The 14,655-nt window shown below is 68.7% G+C and carries 15 protein-coding genes and 1 other RNA gene; 13 read left to right on the plus strand and 3 right to left on the minus strand.

Annotated features, from left to right (window positions below; genetic code table 11):
* Positions 1–56: 56 nt before the first annotated feature.
* On the minus strand, positions 57–2,171 hold the full coding sequence (locus AC792_RS05580; protein ID WP_049829580.1) for an LGFP repeat-containing protein: 2,115 nt from the start codon (positions 2,169–2,171) through the stop codon (positions 57–59).
* A 16-nt stretch (positions 2,172–2,187) separates the two neighbouring features.
* Between AC792_RS05580 and AC792_RS05585 the strand changes: the two genes are divergently transcribed.
* From AC792_RS05585 to prfB, 9 genes are all read left to right on the plus strand, one after another.
* The gene (locus AC792_RS05585) at positions 2,188–2,400 is read left to right on the plus strand and encodes a hypothetical protein (RefSeq protein WP_152916045.1); all 213 of its coding nucleotides are present in this window, start codon (positions 2,188–2,190) and stop codon (positions 2,398–2,400) included.
* 282 nt (positions 2,401–2,682) lie between these two features.
* Positions 2,683–3,909, plus strand: coding sequence for a CpaF family protein (locus AC792_RS05590; RefSeq protein WP_049829582.1), 1,227 nt, complete (start codon positions 2,683–2,685; stop codon positions 3,907–3,909).
* A complete protein-coding gene (locus AC792_RS05595) occupies positions 3,906–4,763 on the plus strand; it encodes a type II secretion system F family protein (RefSeq protein WP_049829583.1) in 858 nt (285 codons plus the stop codon). Before AC792_RS05590 ends, AC792_RS05595 begins: the two co-directional genes overlap by 4 nt.
* Positions 4,760–5,701, plus strand: a complete 942-nt coding sequence (locus tag AC792_RS05600) for a type II secretion system F family protein (RefSeq protein ID WP_049829584.1) — start codon at positions 4,760–4,762, stop codon at positions 5,699–5,701. Before AC792_RS05595 ends, AC792_RS05600 begins: the two co-directional genes overlap by 4 nt.
* A gap of 30 nt (positions 5,702–5,731) precedes the next feature.
* Positions 5,732–5,947 (plus strand): hypothetical protein, encoded by a 216-nt coding sequence (locus AC792_RS05605; protein ID WP_049829585.1) that lies wholly within the window; start codon positions 5,732–5,734, stop codon positions 5,945–5,947.
* Complete coding sequence (locus AC792_RS05610; RefSeq protein WP_049829586.1) at positions 5,948–6,373, plus strand: TadE family protein; 426 nt, start codon at positions 5,948–5,950, stop codon at positions 6,371–6,373.
* Between the two features lie 115 nt (positions 6,374–6,488).
* A complete protein-coding gene (locus tag AC792_RS05615; protein WP_049829587.1) occupies positions 6,489–6,929 on the plus strand; it encodes a hypothetical protein in 441 nt (146 codons plus the stop codon).
* Positions 6,926–7,432, plus strand: coding sequence for a pilus assembly protein TadG-related protein (locus AC792_RS05620; RefSeq protein ID WP_326947774.1), 507 nt, complete (start codon positions 6,926–6,928; stop codon positions 7,430–7,432). Before AC792_RS05615 ends, AC792_RS05620 begins: the two co-directional genes overlap by 4 nt.
* A 93-nt stretch (positions 7,433–7,525) precedes the next feature.
* A complete protein-coding gene (prfB, locus tag AC792_RS05625) occupies positions 7,526–8,641 on the plus strand; it encodes a peptide chain release factor 2 (RefSeq protein ID WP_049829589.1) in 1,116 nt (371 codons plus the stop codon).
* A 105-nt stretch (positions 8,642–8,746) separates the two neighbouring features.
* Here prfB and rfbA read toward each other — a convergent pair whose 3' ends face one another.
* A complete protein-coding gene (rfbA, locus tag AC792_RS05630) occupies positions 8,747–9,628 on the minus strand; it encodes a glucose-1-phosphate thymidylyltransferase RfbA (RefSeq protein ID WP_049829590.1) in 882 nt (293 codons plus the stop codon).
* A gap of 231 nt (positions 9,629–9,859) precedes the next feature.
* On the opposite strand from rfbA, the gene smpB reads away from it, so the two are divergent.
* The 4 genes from smpB to AC792_RS05645 all read left to right on the plus strand — a co-directional run bounded on the left by smpB (position 9,860) and on the right by AC792_RS05645 (position 13,354).
* Positions 9,860–10,333, plus strand: coding sequence for an SsrA-binding protein SmpB (gene smpB, locus AC792_RS05635; protein WP_049829591.1), 474 nt, complete (start codon positions 9,860–9,862; stop codon positions 10,331–10,333).
* 115 nt (positions 10,334–10,448) lie between these two features.
* Positions 10,449–10,816, plus strand: a transfer-messenger RNA (tmRNA) gene (gene ssrA, locus AC792_RS16275).
* Between the two features lie 123 nt (positions 10,817–10,939).
* Complete coding sequence (locus AC792_RS05640; RefSeq protein ID WP_049829592.1) at positions 10,940–11,167, plus strand: hypothetical protein; 228 nt, start codon at positions 10,940–10,942, stop codon at positions 11,165–11,167.
* A gap of 42 nt (positions 11,168–11,209) precedes the next feature.
* A complete protein-coding gene (locus AC792_RS05645) occupies positions 11,210–13,354 on the plus strand; it encodes an alpha-galactosidase (protein ID WP_049829593.1) in 2,145 nt (714 codons plus the stop codon).
* Positions 13,355–13,466: 112 nt separating this feature from the next.
* Here AC792_RS05645 and AC792_RS05650 read toward each other — a convergent pair whose 3' ends face one another.
* The gene (locus AC792_RS05650) at positions 13,467–14,564 is read right to left on the minus strand and encodes a carboxylate-amine ligase (protein WP_049829594.1); all 1,098 of its coding nucleotides are present in this window, start codon (positions 14,562–14,564) and stop codon (positions 13,467–13,469) included.
* Between the last annotated feature and the right edge of the window lie 91 nt (positions 14,565–14,655).

The following is a 14,655-nucleotide window of genomic DNA, read 5'->3' on the forward strand; positions in this document are numbered from 1 at the left end:
TCAGCTCGGACGCTGCCTGGACGATTCTGGTTCCGCAGGGCTTTGTTACGAGTGGTTTATCGGTTGTAGCGGGGGGTGGCGCCGGTGGTTGGGGTCCAGGTGATGGTTCCTCCTTCGTAGGTCTGGGTGCATCGGGTTGTGGTGGTGCAGTTCTCGGAGCTGGTGGGATAGCCCAGGCGTCCGGTTTCGTAGCCGGTGTTGGCCCAGGCGGTACGGATGGCGCCCTTGGGGGGGTGTGCTCCTACGCCGGGGGCCCAGGGGATGGCGCCGCCTTGGAAGTTCTGGTAGCAGCCGCCTTTGACGAGTCCGCAGACCTCGCCGCCGGTGGGGGAGCGGAGGCTTCCTCTTTCGTAGCCAGTGTTTGCCCAGGCGGTGCGGATGCCTGCCCTGGTGGGGTGTGCCCCGACGCCGGGGGCCGGGTGGGTGTCGCCGGCCTGGAACTTCTGGTAGCAGCCGCCGCCGGCGGGGCCGCCGGCTTCGGACCCGGTGGGGGAGCCGAGGCCTCCAGTTTCGTAGCCGGTGGTCCCCCAGGCGGTGCGGATGCCCCCCCTGGTGGGGCGTGCGCCGATGGCGGGGGTCCCGTGGATGCCGCCGTTCTCGTCGCGCTGGTAGCAGCCGCCGCCGGTGAGTCCGCATTCTTCGGCGCGGGTGGGGTAGCCGAGGCGTCCGTTCTCGTAGCCGGTGGTTCCCCAGGCGGTGCGGATGCCACCCTTGGTGGGTTGTGCTCCGGTGGAGGAGGTCCAGTGGATGTCGCCGCCTTGGAACTTCTGATAGCAGCCGCCTCGGACCAGTCCGCAGACCACGCCGGTGGTCGTGGCGCCGAGTCCGGGTGTCCTACTGGCAGCAGCCGCAATCGCCGACACACCCGGCGACGCCGCAGCTCCTGGGGCCATGACTCTTATCTGTGCACTCCCGTTGTCCATGGAGTCGATGCGTACTCTCGTACCGGCATGCGTGGTGAACGTCTGTCCGGCCTGCCAGGTCAGCGACTTGTTACCGTACCCGGAGATCCTGCTGTTCGGCGTCAACGCTGCGGAAGCGTTCCCGTCCCAGCCGTACACGGGGTCCTGCTTGATGATCTTCACGCCACGGTTCCCGCCGACTGCCGTTGCGGCGTCGTACCCTTCCGGGGTCCGCAGTTCGAGGTAGTACACCTCGTTGCTGACGGGATCGGTGAACTTGGCCGCCCGGTTGGCGCTCCTGCCGGCCCAGGGACGCAGGGTGACCTGGCGGTCGTTCGTGATCTTGCCGAGGTTCTGGATCTCGTCCCCGCGGCCGAATCCGCCGTACTCCCACATGAGGGAGTTGATCATGGGCTGGCTCACCTGGGCGTACCCCATGAGGTCGGTGACATCGCCGTACTCCGCGGACCAGCAGTTGCCGTCACCCCAGGACCTGCCGTTCCTCGGGACGTCCTGACGTCCGTTGTTGCAGGCGAGGGTGTTGGCGTGGTGGACACCGAGCACATGGCCGAACTCATGGGTGACCACGTTGTTCGTCAGCGCCGAGGGGTACGGCATGATGACACGCCCACTGGTCGGACCGTCCGTGAAGCCGCCACCCAGGATGCCCCAGGATCCGCCGTAGCTGAGGTCCTTGTGCGGAACGAAGATCACGAGGCTCTCGTAGGGTCGCGCCTGCCACTTCAGTTCCCGGGTGACGGTGTCCATGATCGAGGAGTAGGAGTCGGTGATGCGGGCCGCGGACTTGTGACGGAACTCGTTCACCCTGCGGAGCGAGATCTTGCCGTCGGAGGCCGAGCGCCAGTAGTTGTTGGCGCTGTCGATCGAGTTCCTGGCCGCTGTCATGTTGATGGCGTCGGTGTCGGCCACGGTCTTGCCGGTGAGCTGCACCGTGACGAGGGTGATCTTGTACTCACCCGATCGCGGGGCGATCGCCGCCAGGCCACCGCCGTCGTCGAGGCCCGACATCGCAGCAGCCCCGGACCCGTGGTCGTGCTCGTGGTCGTGATCGCCGGGATCATCGCCGTACCGTGCATTCGAGTTGGGGTCGTCCAGCGGGTTCCAGGTCAGGTCCGGGACGAAGGATGTGATCTCGTCCTGTGCCGCCGGGGCTTCCTCCACCTCGGTGGGCGCCGCGTCCGCTGGTTCGACCGGCGTCGTCGTGGCCTCCTGGACCGGGGTGACCGGCTCCTCCGGTACAGCCGTCACCTCCGTGCCGGGGCCCGTGAGCACCGACGGCGACGGCGATGACGAAGGGGATGGGGTCGGCGACGACGACGTGGTCGCCGACGGCGTCGGTGGTGGTGTCACGGTGTTCGCGACCGCAGGTACAGCGCTGCCGATGAGACCGACGGACAGCAATGCGGCGCAGAGGAGGCGGGCAGGGGAGGGCAGGTTCACGGGTTTCTCCAGCAGAATCCGGGCGTCAGCCAGCTGAGTGAATCCCGAGCAGACTACAGTTCGGTCACGGCTGTGACCGGGGTTGTAAAAGTGCAGACGAGATCTTTGGTAAAACCTGCGCCGGACCACGAGCCGCCATGTATCGGTGTTTCGTACTCGCTTTCGAAAACCCGCGAAATAGGTAGTCGCAGAATATACACAGGTAGTCGGATCTCTACTGCGTCCGTGTGCCCTTCGCTACTGTGAAATCCGGCGGAGCCACCCGGGTCGCCGTCCTCGGCGTCGTCCGCGACGTCGCCGAATGTGTAGAGGGGACGCCATGGACGCCGTGCGGATGGTCGAGGGCGAGGTCCGCGAGCTGATCCGACGCCGTGGGCTGGACCCCTCACGGCAGGTGGCGGAAGTGCAGCTCCTCGTGAACGACGCCGTGGCGGACTACGACGAGCGCTCCCTCCTCGGCGTCCTCCCGCCGCTCGGCAGGGTCGATCTCGCGCGCAAGACCATCTACGACGCGGTGGCCGGGTTCGGGGCGCTGCAACCGTATCTCGACGACCCCACCGTCGAGGAGATCTGGATCAACGCGCCCTCCGAGGTCTACGTGGCCCGGGCGGGGGAGTCCGAGCTGACCGCGCTCTCGCTGACCGACCAGCAGGTCCGCGACCTCGTGGAGAAGATGCTGAAGTCCTCGGGCAGGCGGCTGGATCTGTCGCCCCCGTTCGTCGATGCCTCCCTGCCGGACGGCTCCCGCCTCCACGTGGTGATCCCCGACGTCACCCGGCGGCACTGGTCCGTGAACATCCGGAAGTTCATCGCACGGGCGTCGAGGCTGGACCACCTCATGGAACTCGGTTCACTGTCCCCGCAGGCGGCGCGCTTCCTCAACGCGGCGGTGGCGAGCGGCCTCAACATCCTGGTGTCCGGTGCCACCCAGGCGGGCAAGACCACTCTGCTGAACTGCCTCGGTGCGTCCATCGGGTCACGGGAACGTGTCATCACGGTGGAGGAGATCTTCGAGCTGCAGCTCCCGCTCCGCGACGTGGTGGGGCTGCAGTGCAGGCAGCCGAACCTCGAGGGACACGGGGAGATCCCGCTCCGCCGCCTCGTGAAGGAGGCCCTTCGGATGCGACCCGACCGCCTGATCGTCGGGGAGGTCCGCGAGGCGGAGAGCCTGGACATGCTGATCGCCCTCAACAGCGGCCTGCCCGGGATGTGCAGCGTGCACGCCAACAGCGCGCACGACGCCGTGACCAAGATCTGCACGCTGCCCCTCCTCGCGGGGGAGAACATCTCGAGCAGCTTCGTGGTGCCCACCGTGGCGTCCTGCATCGATCTCGTGGTGCACTGCGCGAGACTGCCGGGCGGGCATCGACGGGTCATGGAGATCATGGCCCTCGGGCGGCGAGTGGAGAACGGCGTGATCGAGTCCTCCCCCGTGTTCAAGAGGATCGACGGCGTCCTCGAGCTGACCGTCACCGGCATGCCCGCCGAGGAGAAGTTCGCGGCTGCCGGAATTGACGTCTCTGCTCTCCTCGGTGCACTGCAATGAGCGCCGGCCTCGGCGTCCTCCTCGGTGCGGGGTTGTTCCTCATCTGGTGGTCGTGCTGGGACCGTCCGCCCGGAAAGCGGAAGAACCGTGTCCGGCAGCGCCGCTTGGATGAGCTCCTGCTCCGGGCCGGTGTGGAGCGGGTGTCCGCCAGAGGATTGATCGCCTCCTGCATCGGGGTGGGCACGGTGGTGCTGCTCGTCGTCGTCGTCCTCACCGGTTCCACCCCCATCGCCCTGTGCTTCGCACTGTTCGGGGGTCTCCTGCCCTTCTCGCTCGTCCGCTGGAGGGCTGCGAAGCGCACGGCGTCGCTCCGTGAGCTCTGGCCGGATGCCGTCGACCACCTGCGGTCCGCGATCCGGGCGGGACTCTCCCTCCCGGAGGCCCTGATCCAGCTGGGGGACAAGGGCCCGCTGGAACTCCGCGGGGCGTTCCAGGCCTTCGCCTCGGACTACCGTTCGGGTGGCCGGTTCGACGACGCCCTGAACCGGCTGAAGGAGCGCCTGGCGGATCCGGTGTCGGACAGGATCGTCGAGGCGCTGCGGATGACCCGGGAGGTGGGCGGATCCGATCTCGGCCGGCTACTCGGCACGCTGTCCGAGTTCCTCCGCGATTCGGCACGGACCCGCAGCGAACTGGAGGCACGGCAGTCCTGGACGGTGAACGCCGCGCGGCTCGCGGTGGCGGCGCCCTGGTTCGTCCTGATGCTGCTCGCCACCCGGCCCGAGGCCGTCCGGGCGTACAACTCCGCAGGCGGAGTGGCTGTGCTCCTGAGCGGACTGGTGATCTCAGTGGTCTGCTACCGCATCATGCTGCGGGTGGGAGCGCTGCCCGAGGACGAGAGGGTCCTGAGATGACACCGGTCCTCGCCCTGGCGGCGCTGTGCGGACTCGTCCTGGGCATCGGGCTGTGGCTCGTCCTGGTCCGGCTGCCTCCCATGCGACCCGTGACCCTGACGCAGCGCATCGCACCCCAGCTCCGGGCGGTGGACATGCAGTCGAGGCTGCTGGCGGCGACCCCGGCCAATGTCACGCCGTTCGGTCCGCTCGAGCGGATCCTCCGCCCCCTGCTCGCCGACGCCGTCTCCTGGTCCCACCGGTTCAACCCGGCGTCGGCCGGTCTGGCGCGGCGCCTCGCGCAGGCGGGGAAGGGTCAGAGCACCGCGGACTTCAGGGCGCAGCAGCTGCTCTGGGCCGCAGGTGCGCTGGGGCTGTCCACCGTGGTCACCGTGCTCCTCGCGGCTTCGGGGTCCGTCAACGTGCCCCTGGCGGTGGTGATCATCCTCTCCTGCGCCGTGCTGGGCTTCGTGGGACGCGAGTACCTGCTCTCCGCGGACATCAAACGTCGCGAGGCGCGCATGCTCGCGGAGTTCCCGAGCCTCGCGGAGCTCATGGCGCTCGCCGTCTCCGCGGGGGAGAGCACCACTGGGGCGCTCGAGCGCATCTGCAGGACCGCCAGCGGTGAGCTCGCCGGAGAGTTCGGGCTGGTCCTGGCCGAGACGCGTGCCGGTAAACCACTGGTGGAAGCGCTGCAGCAGTTCTCGAACCGCACCCGCCTGGCACCGCTGGCCCGCTTCGTGGACGGCATCACCGTCGCGGTGCAACGCGGGACACCGCTGGCCGACGTGCTGCGCGCCCAGGCCCAGGACGTCCGGGACCTCGCCAAACGCGACCTCATGGAGTCCGCCGGGAAGAAGGAGATCGCGATGATGGTGCCCCTCGTGTTCGGGGTCCTTCCCCTCACCGTCCTCTTCGCCGTCTATCCCGGGATCGCCCTCATCAACCTCGGTTTCTGATCCGCCCACCACTACTGCAGGAGTACTCCCATGAAGATCACGACCACCGCCCTCCGCCTCGCCCTCCTCCTGGTCGCCGCCGTCTCCGCCCTGGTGAGGGTGCCCGAGGACCCCGAGCGGGGGGACGTACCGGGTTGGGTGATGATCACGCTCATGTCGGCGGTCCTCGTGGCCGCGCTGCTCGCCATCGCCGGCCCGGCGCTCGAGGGGCTGTTCAACTCGGCCATCGACCAGGTCTCCCGCTAGGTGACCCGAGCGGACGGAGCGGCCCCGGAGGGCTGCAGGTCGCGACCGCCCGAGGAGGACCACGAGCGCGGTGCCGCGGTGGTGGACTTCGCGCTGATCGGCGGGCTGCTGACGGTCATCTTCGTGGCGATCCTGCAGCTCACCCTCGTACTGCACGTCCGCAACACCCTGATCGACGCGGCGTCCTCCGGGGCGCGCTACGGTGCGCTCGCGGATCGTGATCCGCAGGACGCGGCCACCAGGACGGAGGAGCTGATCCGGGGCTCCCTCTCCGAGACCTACAGCTCCGACGTCACGGTCGGTCAGAGCACGCTCGGCGGTGTGGTGACCCTGGAGGTGGTGGTGCGCGCACCCCTGCCCGTGATCGGACTGGTGGGACCCGGAGGGGTGATGGAGGTGCGAGGACATGCCGCCCTACCGTCCTGAGCCACGCGCGTCCACGGTTGTACGCGCCGCGAAACCCACCATGGGATCAGTACCGCTCGAGGGGCCGAGGAGAGCGGGCCGCGGAGCACCGTGGACGGGGAGATTCCGGCGGCTGATGTCCGAGGGAGGTCCGGACGCGGAGTACGACGCCGAGCAGGGCGGCGCGGTGGTGGAGTTCATCTTCCTCGGCGTCCTGCTCCTGATCCCCGTGGTCTACCTGGTGTTGACGGTGGGGCAGCTCCAGGGCGGGTCCTTCGCCGTGGTCGGCGCCGCCGACCAGGCCGCGAAGGTGTTCGTGGACGCCCCGACCACCGAGGAGGCACACGCCCGTGCCCGGGCGGCGGCCCTGCTCACGCTCTCGGACTTCGACTTCGCCGAGGAACAGGCCTCGATCGATATCACGTGTGACGCCGAGTGCCTGGCACCGGGTTCCAGTGTGCAGGTGGTGGTGCGGCTCGACGTCCCGCTTCCTCTCCTACCCGAGCTCCTGGGATCGAACCCGTCCGCCGCGACCGTCGACGCCGTCGCTGTGCAGATCGTGGAGCGTTTCGGGTGAGCATCCGGCTGGGCGGACGTCGTGCAGTCCCACGGATGCGGCGTCGCCCGCGCAGTACCGCCGTCGAGCCCGACGCGGGACAGGTGGGTGTGCTGATCATCGGGTACCTCCTGGTCTCCCTCCTGGTGGTGACCGTGGTGCTCGCGGTGTCCGCCGTCTACATCGAGCACAAGAAGCTGCTCTCCGCTGCGGACGGAGCGGCGCTCGCCGCCGCGGACGACTACAGCATCGACGTCGGTACCGGCGGTCCGGGTGCAGCGCCGCCCCTTCCCACCCTGGACGGCGCGCGGGTGGCGGACTCGACGACGGCGTACCTCACCGCGATCGGGGCGGGGGACCGGTTCGAGCTCCTGACCGTCGATCCCGCGACCGGTGCGCCGGACGGCCGCACGGCGCGGGTGGTCCTCACCGCCGTCGTCCACCCGCCCATCGTGAACTTCCTGGTGCCCGCCGGAATCCCGATCGTGGCCCAGGCCGACGCCCGGGCGGAACTGACCCGGTGACGCCCGGCCCGCTCGTGCAGGACTCTGCCGCGGGTCCGTCCGCTCTTCCGCACCCGCGGCCCGACCACCTCGATGACGTAGGCTGGAGATACCATGGCAACCATCGATTTTCCGGCAGAGATCCGTGCGCTCCGCGCCAAGTACCAGTCCATCGAGCAGGTCTCCGACGTCGAGGGGATCCGCAAGGACATCGCGGAACTGAGCGAGGAAGCGGGTGCCCCGGATCTGTGGGACGATCCCGCGGCCGCCCAGAAGGTCACGTCGAAGCTCTCCCACCGGCAGTCCGCGCTCGAACGGCTGGAGACCCTCGAGGGTCGCATCGACGACCTCGAGGTGCTCGTGCAGCTGGGGGAGGAGGAGGGCGATGAGGACTCCCTCGCCGAGGCCGAGAAGGAGCTGGGCTTGCTCGGGAAGTCCCTCGACGACCTCGAGATCGTGACCCTGCTGGCGGGGGAGTGGGACGAACGCGAGGCCGTGGTCACCATCCGTTCCGGAGCAGGCGGCGTGGATGCCGCGGACTTCGCCGAGATGCTGCTGAGGATGTACCTGCGGTGGGCCGAGCGCCACGGCTACGCCACCCAGGTACTCGACACCTCCTACGCGGAGGAGGCCGGACTGAAGTCGGCGACGTTCGAGGTCAAGGCCCCCTACGCCTTCGGCACCCTGTCCGTGGAGGCGGGCACCCACCGCCTCGTGCGCATCAGCCCCTTCGACAACCAGGGGCGCCGCCAGACCTCGTTCGCCGCCGTCGAGGTGATCCCGCTCATCGAGCAGACCGACGTCATCGAGGTACCGGACAACGAGATCCGGGTGGACGTGTTCCGCTCCTCCGGCCCGGGCGGGCAGTCGGTGAACACCACCGACTCGGCGGTGCGGCTGACCCACCTCCCCACGGGCGTGGTGGTCTCCATGCAGAACGAGAAGTCCCAGATCCAGAACCGCGCAGCGGCGATGCGCGTGCTGCAGTCGCGGCTCCTGCTGCTGAAGAAGGAGCAGGAGGACGCCGAGAAGAAGGCCTTCGCCGGTGACGTCAAGGCGTCCTGGGGCGACCAGATGCGTTCCTACGTGCTGAACCCGTACCAGATGGTGAAGGACCTCCGCACCAACCACGAGGTGGGGAACACCTCCTCGGTGCTCGACGGCGAGATCGACGACTTTATCGACGCCGGTATCCGGTGGCGGACGAACAACCGCAACGACGCCGGCTGACACCCGCGTCGCTGCTTCCGGGCAGGGTGCGGCTGGATACCGCTTTCGTCCCGAGCCGGTGACCTCGGTGACCTCGGCGACCTCAAGTGGACCCAGGGGTCTCGGCTACCGCAAATTCTCCCTCTCGCGGGAGACGAGGTTCTTCAGGTAATGCCCGTACCCGCTCTTGAGGAGCCCCTCGGCCCTGACGAGCAGGTCGTCGTCGTTCAGCAGCCCGCGACGCCAGGCGATCTCCTCCGGCACCCCGATCTTCAGTCCCTGCCGATGCTCGATCGTCCGCACGAAGGTTGCGGCATCATTGAGCGAGTCGAAGGTTCCGGTATCGAGCCACGCCGTACCTCGTGGAAGAACCTCGACTCTCAACCTGCCCGCATCGAGGTAGGTTCTGTTGACGTCGGTGATCTCGAGTTCACCCCGCGGCGACGGCTTCAGTGACTTCGCGATGGAGATGACATCGTTGTCGTAGAAGTACAGTCCGGGTACCGCGTAATTACTGCGTGGTTTGTCCGGTTTCTCCTCGAGACTCAGGGCTCTGAACTCGCTGTCGAACTCGACCACACCGTATTCACGAGGATTCTGCACGTGGTAGCCGAAGATGGCCCCACCGTCGATGCCCGAGAACCGGCTGAGGGTTGCACCCATACCGGGGCCGTAGAAGATGTTGTCGCCGAGGACGAGTGCCACGTCGTCCTGGCCGATGTGGCTCTCCCCGATGACGAAGGCCTGGGCGAGACCATCGGGCGCCGGCTGGCTCGCGTAGGTGAGGTTGGCCCCGCACCACGCGCCGTCACCGAGCAGGCTCTGGAACTGCTCGGCATCCTTCGGTGTGGTGATGATGAGGATCTCACTGATACCGGCCAATAGCAGCGTCGACAGCGGGTAGTAGATCATCGGTTTGTCGTACACCGGTACGAGCTGCTTACTGATACCGAGCGTGATGGGATGAAGTCGTGAGCCGGTGCCGCCGGCGAGGATGATTCCGCGCATCGTCCCATCATCGTCCAGGCACGGCCCGTTGAATGTCGGGGCACGCCAGTGTCCGGGTGATATTCATGCCACCCTCGCAGGGCTGATAAGTGCTCCTGGTACCACTCGTACTTCGAGGCCATGTTGAATGACAGGCTCATGGATCCGGGTCGGGAGGCCCCAGGTCGTAGGATGGTAGGCACTGTCCACTCGCGGGCCACCGCCCGCAGCAGTTCTGCGAAGGAGTTTGCCGTGCCGAAGGAAAGTGGCCGGAAAGTCGTGGCCACCAATCGGAAGGCCTTCCACGACTACGCGGTGCTCGACACCTACGAAGCCGGCCTCGCGCTGATGGGAACCGAGGTCAAGTCCCTCCGCGCGGGCCGGGCGTCCCTCGTGGACGGCTTCGCCATCTTCTACAACGACGAGCTCTGGCTCGAGGGGATCCACATCTCCGAGTACTCCCAGGGGAGCTGGACCAACCACGCTGCACGGCGACGCCGGAAACTGCTCCTGCACCGGGAGGAGCTCACGAAGATCTCGCAGAAGATCCGTGAATCGGGTTTCACCCTCGTACCGCTGCAGCTGTACTTCCTCAACGGCAGGGCCAAGGTGGAGATCGCGGTGGCACGGGGTAAGCGCGACTACGACAAGCGCCAGACCCTGCGGGAGAAGCAGGACAACCGGGAGGCACTGCGGGCCATGCGGGAGAAGAACCTCGGCGCCTGACGGGTGACGGCCTTTCGCTCGGAGCGTACCGGCCCGGGCTGCGCTCCCCGGGCCGGTGGGTTAGACTGATCGGGTTCACCGGTTGGATCCGGGGACGCAGCTTGACAACTGCATAGGGGATGACAGGTTTCGACGATGTTGGTCGCGACAGGGGAAGCGGGCCGAGGATACAGGGTTATCTCGTGAACGCTCCCTGTAAAACAATAAGTGCCGAACAAAAGCGCACTGACTTCGCTCTCGCTGCCTAAGCAGCCTAGCTAGTCCGTCAGCCCGGGTTTGCTCTCGCCCCGGATACTGGCGTCATTTAGAGGGCCACTGCTCCCGGTCCTCGTTGTAGGGACCGGGGGGACTCTTATACAACTGGGCTTGGCAGCCACTCGTTCGCACGATGGCTGAAGCCGAGAAAAACCGACGCGAACTGCGCCCGGAGAAGCCCTGACAACACCGCATCGGACGCGGGTTCAATTCCCGCCATCTCCACATCCCTGCGAAGCGCCCCACCGGATACCGGTGGGGCGCTTCGTCGTTCCCGGGCGGTGGCGGGTTCCTCCGTCCAGGGGTGAAGGCACCCGTGCCGCCGTGGAACGCGGCACCTACACTGGGACGATGAGCTGGACCGACCGGACGCCGTCGTGGCTCCCACCCCTTCCGCCGCCCCACAGGGGCCGCGCGCTGATCGTGCTCGGGTGGTTGCTCGTCGGCGGGACCTTCGTCTACATCTTCGCGATGAGCTATCTCGGCGGTACGCACACCCTCTACACGCTGATCCCGCTCGTGCTGGGGCTGCTCTGCCTGATCGTCGGGCTGCTCCGGCGGGACAACCGCCCACGATAGCCCTCGGTTGTCCGCCCGTCCTGCGCCGGGGTAGAAAGAACCATGACCTCTGCTCCCCTCCACCTGTCCCGTGGAGGGACCAGCGTGGTCCTCGAACCCCAGCCGCACGGCCTTCCCGCCCTCATCTACTGGGGCCCGGACCTCGGTGCCCTGGGTGCCGCGGAACTGGCCGGCGTCGTTCGCGCCCAGCAACCGCAGCGGGTCTCCGGCGGGATCGACGTGCCCGCCCGGACGGGGATGCTCCCGCTCGAGTCCGTGGGCTGGCAGGGCACACCCGGGCTGGTGGGGGACCGCGGGGGAACCCACCTCCACCCGCGCTTCGACGGCATCACGGTCGAGCAGCAGGACGCCGCCGTGCTGATCGAAGGGCACGACGACGTCGCGGGCCTCACCGTCACCGCGCACCTCGCGCTCACCGCCTCGGGTCTGATCGGCCAGCGGATCGTCCTCACCAACACGGGGAGCGGGCCCTACGAGGTACGGGCACTGAGGGTCTTCCTCCCCCTGCCGCCGTCCGCCACCGAGATCCTCGACACCACGGGCCGGCACCTCCGCGAGCGCTCGCCCCAGCGTTCCGCCCTGACGGCCGGGACGCACGCCCGGACGAGTCGGCGCGGACGGCCGGGGGCGGATGCCACGGTGCTGCTCGCGGCCGGGGTGGCCGGGTTCGGCTTCGAGCACGGTGCGGTCCACGGTGTGCACGTGGCCTGGAGCGGCAACCAGCACGTGCTCGTGGAGAAGACCCCGGCCGGACCCGCGTACCTGGCGGCGGGTGAGGAACTCTCCCCCGGGGAAGTGGTCCTGGGTCCGGGGGAGAGCTACTCGACTCCCGAGGTGCTCGGTTCCTGGGGGAACGGCCTCAACGAGCTCTCGAGCCGGTTCCACGCCCACCTGCGGAGCCGCTCCGTGCACCCGCGCAGGCCCCGTCCGGTGACGCTCAACACCTGGGAGGCGGTGTACTTCGATCTCGACCTCCCGCGGCTGCTCGCGTTGGCGGACCGTGCGGCGGCGCTCGGCGTGGAGCGCTTCGTGCTCGACGACGGCTGGTTCCGCGGCCGGCGCGACGACACCTCGGGCCTCGGGGACTGGTACGTGGACGAGACCGTGTGGCCGGACGGGCTCGCGCCGATCATCGACCATGTGCGCCGTGCGGGGATGGAGTTCGGGCTGTGGTTCGAGCCGGAGATGGTCAACCCCGACTCGGACCTCGCCCGGGCCCACCCGGACTGGATCCTGCGACCCGAGGGAAGGCTGCCGCTCCCCGGGCGTCAGCAGCAGGTGCTGAACCTCGGGCACCCGGAGGCGTACGCCTACATCCTGGAACGGCTGGACGACATCCTGTCCGCGAATGAGATCGCGTACGTGAAGTGGGACCACAACCGGGATCTGCTCGAGGCCGCGGACGCACGGACGGGGCAGGCCGGGGTGCACCGCCACGTCCAGGCGCTGTACCGCCTGCTCGACGAGCTCCGGCGCCGTCATCCGCGGCTGGAGATCGAGAGCTGCGCCTCGGGCGGTGCCCGGGTGGATCTCGGGATCCTCGCCCGCACGGACAGGATCTGGACGAGTGACTGCATCGACCCGATCGAGCGTCTCGTCAACCAGAAGTACACGGGCCTCGTGGTCCCGCCGGAGCTGATGGGCATGCACGTGGGCGGGCCGGTCTCGCACTCCACCGGACGCGCGCACACGCTCCCGTTCCGTGCGGGCACGGCGATCTTCGGCCACTACGGCATCGAGTGGGACATCTCCGACCTGTCGGCGGGGGATGCCGAGGTGCTGGGACGCTACGTGCGGCTGCACCGCGCCCGGCGCGAGGACCTGCACGCCGGAACCGTGGTGCACGCGGATCTCGCCGACCCCGCGATGGATCTGCGGGGCACGGTCTCCGGGGACCGTTCCCGGGCCCTGTTCGGCTACTCGCTCACCGGATCGAGTGCCAGTTACCCGCCCGGGGCCCTGACCTTCCCGGGGCTGGACCCGGATGCGCTCTACGTCGTGGACCTCGCCGTCCCGGAGGAGGGCCATCCCGGGAACGGGCAGTCACCGCTTCCCTGGCTGCAGGCGGCCCTCGACGGCGCCCCGCTCCGGCTGTCCGGGCGCGTGCTGCAGCAGGTGGGTCTGCAGGCCCCGGTCCTGCTGCCGGAGCAGACGCTGCTCATCGAGCTGCGGGCGGAGGCACCCTGACCGGAGTCCTCCGGAGGGCGGCGCACGGCCGGCACGGCTGCACCGAGGTCCGCCGATTGCTGATGATCCGCCCGGGTCCCGTCCGTGCCGGATCAGCAGCGGACGGCGAGCACTACGGAGCGGTCAGGGCGTCCCGGTAGAGGGCCAGCAGTGCCTCGTCGCCGCCGTCCCGCAGGGCAGCGCGCTGGCGCTGCGCCCCGGTGCCGCGTTCCCGGAGCGTGGCCAGTTCCTCGCCCACCCGTGTCGCGTCGCCCTCGGCCTCCAGCGCCGGGCCCACCAGCTCCAGGAAGGTCTCGAGGAGCTGGTGTGCAGGGACCGGTGCGGACGACGTCGGATCCACCAGGGTGCCCTCCATGCCGTCACGCGCCGCCTGCCACAGGGCTGCGTCCAGCAGTTCGGGGTCCGGGACCAGCGGCGCGGTGTCCGCCTCGGCGTCCTGGAGGGCGGTGACGACCACGGCCCGGGTGAGGGCGGCGAGCAGGGCGGTGTCCTTCGCCTCGAGCTGGACGTCGCAGGACCTCAGCTCGAGGGTGGGGAAGCTGTCGGAGAGCCGTGCCACCCAGGTGAGCACACCGCGGTCCAGGATGGCGCCCGTGGCACCGATCCGGCTGATCCGGCGCTCGTAGTCGGCGGCGTCGGCGAAGTAGGGGGGAATGCCCTGCACGGCCCAGCGGCGGTAGTGGATCACCCGCCAGCTGCCGAACCCGCTGTCGCGGCCCATCCAGAACGGCGCGTTGACGCCGAGTGCGGTGAGCAGCGGGATCCAGGGGCGGATCCGGTTGAGCGCCTGGACGCCGCGCTCCTGGTCGGGCACGGCCACGTGGATGTGGAGGCCGTTGACGAACTGGTCGCCCACGATCCCCGGCGCACTGGCCCTCAGCTCCTGGTACCGCGGTTTGTCCGTGAGCTGCGGGTACTCGGGACGGATCCAGGGCGCGGTCCCCGTGGCTGCCGCGAGACTGCCCACGCGCGTGGCCGCCCCGGAGAGCTCCCTGCGGAAGGCCAGGAGGGCATTCTCCGCCTCCGGCAGCGTCTCGCAGACGGACGTCGCGGTCTCGATCTGGCACGTGAGCAGCTCACGCTGGATCTCGTCGGCGCTGAGCTCCGGGACCCTCCCGAGGAGTTCCTCCACCTCGTCGGCGTGGTCAGCGGGCAAACCGGACGCCGGATCGAGGAGGAGGTACTCCTCCTCCACTCCGAGAGTGGTCATGTCAGGGCTCCGTTCGGCCGGTGGCGCTTCGGTGTGATCTGCTCAAGTGTAGGAGCGGGGCCGCGAGCACGGCGATTCGGCCGCGGGACCG

The organism is Arthrobacter sp. RIT-PI-e (genome assembly GCF_001187915.1).
In the GTDB taxonomy this organism is placed as follows: Bacteria; Actinomycetota; Actinomycetes; order Actinomycetales; family Micrococcaceae; genus Arthrobacter_D.

Bases quoted from the DNA above. Each gene is read 5' to 3' on its own strand.
- AC792_RS05595 (WP_049829583.1), top strand. From the start codon at position 3,906: ATGAGCGCCGGCCTCGGCGTCCTCCTCGGTGCGGGGTTGTTCCTCATC.
- AC792_RS05645 (WP_049829593.1), top strand. From the start codon at position 11,210: ATGACCTCTGCTCCCCTCCACCTGTCCCGTGGAGGGACCAGCGTGGTC.
- AC792_RS05650 (WP_049829594.1), bottom strand. From the start codon at position 14,564: ATGACCACTCTCGGAGTGGAGGAGGAGTACCTCCTCCTCGATCCGGCG.
- AC792_RS05615 (WP_049829587.1), top strand. From the start codon at position 6,489: ATGTCCGAGGGAGGTCCGGACGCGGAGTACGACGCCGAGCAGGGCGGC.
- AC792_RS05640 (WP_049829592.1), top strand. From the start codon at position 10,940: ATGAGCTGGACCGACCGGACGCCGTCGTGGCTCCCACCCCTTCCGCCG.
- AC792_RS05590 (WP_049829582.1), top strand. From the start codon at position 2,683: ATGGACGCCGTGCGGATGGTCGAGGGCGAGGTCCGCGAGCTGATCCGA.
- AC792_RS05605 (WP_049829585.1), top strand. From the start codon at position 5,732: ATGAAGATCACGACCACCGCCCTCCGCCTCGCCCTCCTCCTGGTCGCC.
- AC792_RS05600 (WP_049829584.1), top strand. From the start codon at position 4,760: ATGACACCGGTCCTCGCCCTGGCGGCGCTGTGCGGACTCGTCCTGGGC.
- prfB (WP_049829589.1), top strand. From the start codon at position 7,526: ATGGCAACCATCGATTTTCCGGCAGAGATCCGTGCGCTCCGCGCCAAG.
- rfbA (WP_049829590.1), bottom strand. From the start codon at position 9,628: ATGCGCGGAATCATCCTCGCCGGCGGCACCGGCTCACGACTTCATCCC.